The sequence below is a fragment of the Mesorhizobium sp. M7D.F.Ca.US.004.03.1.1 genome, assembly GCF_003998635.1.
Taxonomy (GTDB): Bacteria; Pseudomonadota; Alphaproteobacteria; order Rhizobiales; family Rhizobiaceae; genus Mesorhizobium; species Mesorhizobium loti.
Window position 1 is genome coordinate 1 of sequence record NZ_RZQG01001577.1, and the last position, 718, is coordinate 718.

The 718-nt window shown below is 62.3% G+C and carries 2 protein-coding genes; both read left to right on the plus strand.

From position 1 onward, the window contains the following. Nucleotides 1-312, plus strand: a 312-nt coding sequence (locus tag EN935_RS38820) for a response regulator transcription factor (RefSeq protein ID WP_206528270.1), incomplete at its 5' end; no start/stop codon positions are given. Nucleotides 313-392: 80 nt separating this feature from the next. Further along, nucleotides 393-718 (plus strand): sensor N-terminal transmembrane domain-containing protein (locus tag EN935_RS38825; protein ID WP_245489181.1); only part of this gene is annotated, 326 nt, incomplete at its 3' end.

A 718-nucleotide genomic window follows, 5' to 3' on the forward strand; every position in this document is an offset into this window, starting at 1 on the left:
CAGCAGGCCCGCTCGCTCGAGCGCGGCCAGCTCGTCATGGACCAGGAGCGCCACACCTGCACCTGGAAGGGCGAGCCGGTGACGCTGACCGTCACCGAATTCCTGATCCTGCATTCGCTGGCGCAGCGTCCCGGTGTCGTAAAAAGCCGTGATGCGCTGATGGATTCGGCTTATGATGAACAGGTCTATGTCGACGACCGCACCATCGACAGCCACATCAAGCGGCTGCGCAAGAAGTTCAAGGCTGTCGACGACGACTTCGAGATGATCGAAACCCTTTACGGAGTCGGATACCGGTTCCGCGAAGCGTAAGTAGCAGGGACTGCTATTCGATGGCAGTGGAAGCACAGCGAACAAGACCGGCGGGCGCCTCGAGGCGGCCGTCGCGTATCATGCCGTCCTTCGTGTCGAAGATCACGGTGCCGATGCGCCGCTTCCTCGGCCATCATATCTTTTCCAGCCTGACGCGGCGTATCCTCTTCCTCAACCTTGCCGGCCTTGCCGTCCTGGTGACCGGCATCCTCTATCTCAACACCTTCCGCGACGGGCTGATCGACGCCCGCGTCGAAAGCCTGATGACCCAGGGCGAGATCATCGCCGGCGCCATCGCCGCGTCGGCGACGGTCGAAACGGATTCGATCAGCATCGACCCGGAAAAGCTGCTCGAGCTGCAGGCCGGCGAAAGCCTGGGACCGGGCTCCGACCAGCTCGACAATCT